Origin of the sequence: Marinobacter sp. (genome assembly GCF_041690455.1) — a bacterium.
Lineage (GTDB): Bacteria > Pseudomonadota > Gammaproteobacteria > Pseudomonadales > Oleiphilaceae > Marinobacter.
Genome location: NZ_JAWLHI010000126.1, coordinates 1 through 5259 on the forward strand (window position 1 = coordinate 1; position 5259 = coordinate 5259).

Annotated in this window: 4 protein-coding genes; all 4 read right to left on the reverse strand. The window is 58.4% G+C overall.

Features of this window, described 5'->3' with window-relative positions:
* Positions 1-476: tetratricopeptide repeat protein (locus ACESMW_RS18380; RefSeq protein ID WP_372988415.1), on the reverse strand; the 476-nt coding region annotated here is incomplete at its 3' end.
* 463 nt (positions 477-939) lie between these two features.
* A complete protein-coding gene (locus ACESMW_RS18385; protein ID WP_372988416.1) occupies positions 940-1980 on the reverse strand; it encodes an ATP-grasp domain-containing protein in 1041 nt (346 codons plus the stop codon).
* Positions 1981-2576: 596 nt separating this feature from the next.
* On the reverse strand, positions 2577-4325 hold the full coding sequence (locus tag ACESMW_RS18390) for a glycosyltransferase (protein WP_372988417.1): 1749 nt from the start codon (positions 4323-4325) through the stop codon (positions 2577-2579).
* A gap of 62 nt (positions 4326-4387) precedes the next feature.
* A complete protein-coding gene (locus tag ACESMW_RS18395; RefSeq protein ID WP_372988418.1) occupies positions 4388-5185 on the reverse strand; it encodes a cyclase family protein in 798 nt (265 codons plus the stop codon).
* Positions 5186-5259: the final 74 nt, after the last annotated feature.

Sequence of the window (5259 nt, forward strand, 5' to 3'; positions counted from 1 at the left end):
ACCTCGGCCCGTTTGGAGGCCGGCTCATCAGTGAAATCAGCGGGATCCAGCTCATCCAGCACCCGCTGGTGATCCCCCTCCATCAACCAGATTCGGGCCAGCGCAGGCCGCACCTCCGTCGGGTCCGCGCCCAGCTCGGCTGCGCGCCGCAGTTCCAGCCGTGCGGCCTCCAGATCGCCCAGGTCCAGGTTCAGCAGGCCCAGCCTCAGCCGGGCGTCGGCGTTCGACGGATTCTGCTGCAGCACGTTCTTCCACTCGATCAACGCGCCACGAAGGTCGCCCGACGACTCGAGCTCCTGCGCGCGCTCGAAGCGCTGCTCCTCGGTCAGGGACGAGGTTCCGCAGGCGCTGAGCAGCAGCGCAGCCAACAGGAAGAGCATGCCGCGGAATACCGGCGACACAGCGCGGCTCGGCCGTTCCCTGGCAGAACCCTGGACCGATCGGCCGCGAGACAGACTGTTAAGGGCTGAATTCATTATTGGGGCACCCATGGTGTTTGGTGGAACAATCAAGAACACGATCTTTCCCTGACTAGCGGGCCCACGCAAGGACAAACAAGGAGGCGTAGAAACCGATCGGAAAGCAGGTCATCGCCCGCTCACCGACCGGCCATTATAGTTGTCGCCGACCGGACAGAGTAGTTGACGCCAGACAGGCTTCGGCCCTATAGAATCCAATCGGGGCCTGGGTGATTACTTAAGCGTGGACTCAAGGCTTACAAACCTGCGCACTAGTTGTGCTGAGCGCATCCATTGCGATGCAAGGGGCGGCCGACATGAAGCAGGTGGGTGTACTGGCGGAATTGGATGTCAACGTGCTCGGGATGCAAAAAAACGTTTTCAGAGATTCCCTAGCCAAGGTATTCGCCGGCACCCAAAGGGCTAAAAGCTCCGGCCTGGGAACTGCAAGTGGAAGAATCTGTGGTGCCCCAACGCAGAATCACGCGCCGCCGTATCCTCGCTCGAGCTCGTACCGACGAGGCACGATGTCCTTGAGCGCATACACCCCCGGCTCCACTTCACCTGGATCGGGTGCTTCCCCCCGCACCATCTGAACCAGCGCTCGCGGGAACCGCGCGCCAGCGAGGTGAGAAAAGGGGTAACCTCCGCCAAACCGGGCATTGATCTCCAAGACTTGAGCGGCTCCACCGGGTGGCCGGATAAAATCGACATCCGCATTGCCTCGGTGGCGCAGTAGGTGCGCCAATTGACTACACAGCTCTTCGAGTTCCGGATCACTGACGGAGACTGCAGCGTTTGTCTCTCCAGCCCGCATCGCGATCTTGCGCCTGATGGTGGTGGCAATATGGTTGCCCTGGAAGTCGTTGAGTATGTCGGCTCCGTACTCTTGTCCGAGCAGGCTCTCCTGAACGAGGATGGTCTCCTGGAGTCCCTCCGGCGCCATCAGCTTCCTGTACCTCCGTGTTACCTCGTCCCGCACGTGGCGGAATAGTGCGTGAATCTGGTCCGGTGAATGCACTTTCAAGACGCCGAGCGATGCCATCCCCCAACGCGGTTTCACGAAAAGCGGAAAGGATGCGTCGGCAGCCGCCACCGCCGCCAGCGCGGCATCAGGATCGAGCCAGGTGCGCGGTGTGGGGACACCCCTGGAGGTCAGAAACTCGAACATTCGCCACTTGTCTCCAGCCATATCAATTGTTTCCGGATCGCTAACCGCTACCTCCGCTCCCCTGTCGAGAAACTGTTGTCGCGCCGCCGCGAGCTTGGGTAGATCACCATCAAAAAGCGATAAAACCAGGCTTATTTCCTCATCTTCCACGATCCTGAGAAGAGCTTCGAGATAGCCAGGGTCATCAATGGTGGGCACTACGTACCGCCGGTCGCCCGCGAGCAAGCCGGCGGCGAAGGACTCGGAATTGGCAGTCACAACGTGACCGCCTAGGGGCGCGACGACCTCGCGAAAGTAATCGACCAGATAACTGCGGCGGCCGGCGCACGTAATGAGGATATTGCAGCTCATTGGTCTCCTGCGCTCCACTGCTGTCCCACGTAATTCAAAGACATAGCCCAGTTCCTGTGGCATTTTCGATACAATGTTTGCACCAGAAAACGCTGAATCGAAACGAGGAATCGGACTATGGCCGGAACCTGTGCACCTGACTCGGACAGATCTTTAAAAATGGCTCCTCGTCATTCTGAGTGGAATTCGCCGACATACTGAGCCATGCTCGGGACAGGATTCCGGACAGGAGAGACGGCATGCGCGGCGCCGAGATTCTGCTGTTGGGCATTGGAATCCAACCACCGTGGCAGTTGATGCGCTGCTGGTGGCATTCCAAAAGTTTGTCTCACGTTCTGCAATGGGCATCCAGGCACTCTTTCGCATGGCGCAATTAAGCGCTGTTCCAGCGCAAACCGTTGGCCACACTCCTCCGCTGCCGAAACCACGATCCACCTGGTGCCCGGATGCCCGGATGCCCGGATGCACCTACAGCTGAAGGCCGCCAAAGTGGGACAGCAGTGATCTGGCGGCCTTTGGTTCCCATAAAAGTATGTTATTTTAATCTATCACCGGGCTTTTCATTGAAGCGTTGCGGACCTTGCAGGCACGTTTTTTTAAAGGGTCTGGGCAATGGCAATGTCAAAGTGCCCTATGGCATTAGCGACTTGCACATCATCGGCATCCAGATTCAATTGGCCCAGCTCTGGCGCCCCACGCTGTGGGTGTATGGTGTCGATCGCGTGATTGCCAATGCAGTAAGGGACCCATCCTTCCAGCACGGAGACGGCCCAGAACCAGATGTCATCCGCGGTTGGACAGAGTTCAAGCGCACGATCCAGGTTTTTCAGTTCACCGGACCGCAAAAACTCTCGAGGATAAAAAATCCCTTCGCGGCCAGGAAGCAACACTGAAGGCGAAGCCGTACCCCCGGCTGCATACGGCCAAAGACGAGAGGGAAGGAGTCGCCCTTCCAGCGCACGCATCTGCCAGCCGCCATGCCCTACAATCGTGCGCGAACCGAGGTTACGGGCCTCTAATAACTCCGAAACCATTGAATTCGAATATACTACCCCGTCGTCTGCCGTTATCACGTCGCACCCGGGGTATCTTTCCAGGATCGGTAACAGTTTCTTGTAACCTCCGGAGTTTCGGGACACCCAAAGTATTTCTAAGCCCACAGTTTCCAGTAACCGATATTCGCTGGGCAGTGCTCGGCTCGGAAACTCCTCCTCAGCAAGAACTAGCACGACCTTCTCGGCACCTATTTCCTGGTCCAACAAGCTAACGATCGCCATCCAGGCCTTTTCTATACGCGCAGGCAACGACGTGACACCGATCACCAGATTGGATTGGATTCGGCGGTCAGTCTTCCGCATCCATGCTTCATGTCTGGCCCACAACCTAGACTCTTCCCGCTCCCTTTCAAGATAGCTCCGCGCCTTCTTCGCCATGGGGCCGGCGATCGGCAACCTACCTGCCAAACTGCGGAGCGCTCCTGTGCGGTCGTACTGAATGCACTTCTTCCACGCGGTCAGTCTGGCCGCCACGGATAGAGCGGAGTTGCAACCCGCGATATGATAATTGGCGAAATTACGCCTTTTGAAGAGCCAAGTTAGTTGAGGCTCGGCCAGGAATGCTTCCAGGTCGTCATTCCACCTTTCTATCTTGCGCGCCCAATTCAACGGGTCAGTACCTAACACCGCGCCATGTGCCCCACGCCGATACACTGAAGAAAACACCGACCGATAATGAATCTCGCCTCGAGTCGCAAGGTAGCACCAGGTGCCAATGTCACCCGCAACCCTCAATGCTTCATCCCGGCCCGCGATCCCCGATGCCCGGTGAACGACGGACGCTGTCGAAAAAACTCGGCCTCTCAGCATTTCAGGAATGCTCACGAGATGGTCAGGCAATTTGCTGAAGGCACCGATATCGTTTGTGCTCAGGAAGTGAATCAGAGAGTTTTCGGCTGAGGCCGAGTAGTTAGGGTTGGCAGCCAGTACATTAACTTGCCGTTGGAGCTTATTTGCGTCAATCCAGTAGTCATCCCCCTCGCAGAGAGCGATATATTGCCCTGCAACTAGCGGATCGACGTACGGACCTCGTTTGATGCCGCGGGAGTGTAGATTTTTCTCCTGGAGAATCGTCTTTATGACATTGGGATACCTGCCGGCGTAGTGCTTGATAATTTCCTGTGTGCTGTCGTTTGATGCATCGTCGTGAACGACGATTCGAAAAGGGAAATCGGTTTTTTGCATCAGGAAGCCATTCAGTGCGTCGCGGATGAAAGGCTCGTGGTTATACGTTATGCATTTGATTGTAAGCAGGGGCTCATCGAAGTTGCCGCGCCATGACGCCGTCAAGTCCCGCTCCGTGGGTGGGTTCTGGGGCGGTTTCGGCAGTTCGTTGAGGATGGTCAAAGCGGCTACACCGTAGCAATGGGGGTCAGCGGCGAACCGACCGCGCCGGTGAGCCGTAAAGGTGGCGCAGTCAACAAGAAGCGGCAGCGGTGATGCTGGCGCAACCAGGCTGCGAGCTCCCACAGGGACCAAAGTTCTCCCAGATGCACGCCGAGCCTGAACAGACACAACTCATGGAGAGGCAAGGTGGTTCCAGTGTGGCCGCCCGATTGCGGCTGGCCCAGCGCCTCCACAGCCAGATTGTCCGCCGCAATCGCGGCGACACCACTATCGGTAATCCACTGCAGCAGGCGCTGGTCGCTGCCATCCAGGACCGCACAGGCCTCCCTGATCGATGCGTCGGGTCGCCCCTGCATGTGCATGATCATCTGATCGAGCCCCGTCCACAGGCAAAGGATGTCACCGGACTCGACTTGGACATTGTCTTCCTCCATGACCCGCATCAGGTCATCGTAACCGACGAGCTTGCGGGGGAACTCGCCGAAGCGGCTGAACAGGTCGACCAGCACACCGCGGCCCTGGACACCATGGACCGCCATGTGCTCGATGCCGAGCGCCTTGGCGCCAACGCGCTGCTCCGCATCCATCGTGACATCCCCTCCGGCACGATAGCCGTTGTAGTACACCGGCTCCGGTTTGCCGGTGCCGCTTACGTCGAACAGCGAACCGCGGTGGGCCAGGCTATCCCACTGGGTGGAATACTGGGTGTACAGCAACACGGCATCGTCGGATCCAATGTCGGTCAGCCCCGGTTCGAGGTTGCCCCACTCGTAGTTGTAATAGGGCGCGTCGTTGCGGATCACGGGGCGTAGCACCGGGGGGTGGCGCACCGCATTCAAGACTTGGCCGCCCGGGTAGTCCAGCGGCAGACTTAGGC

Excerpts from the sequence above, each read along its gene's own strand:
- ACESMW_RS18385 (WP_372988416.1), bottom strand. The coding sequence starts at position 1,980 with ATGAGCTGCAATATCCTCATTACGTGCGCCGGCCGCCGCAGTTATCTG.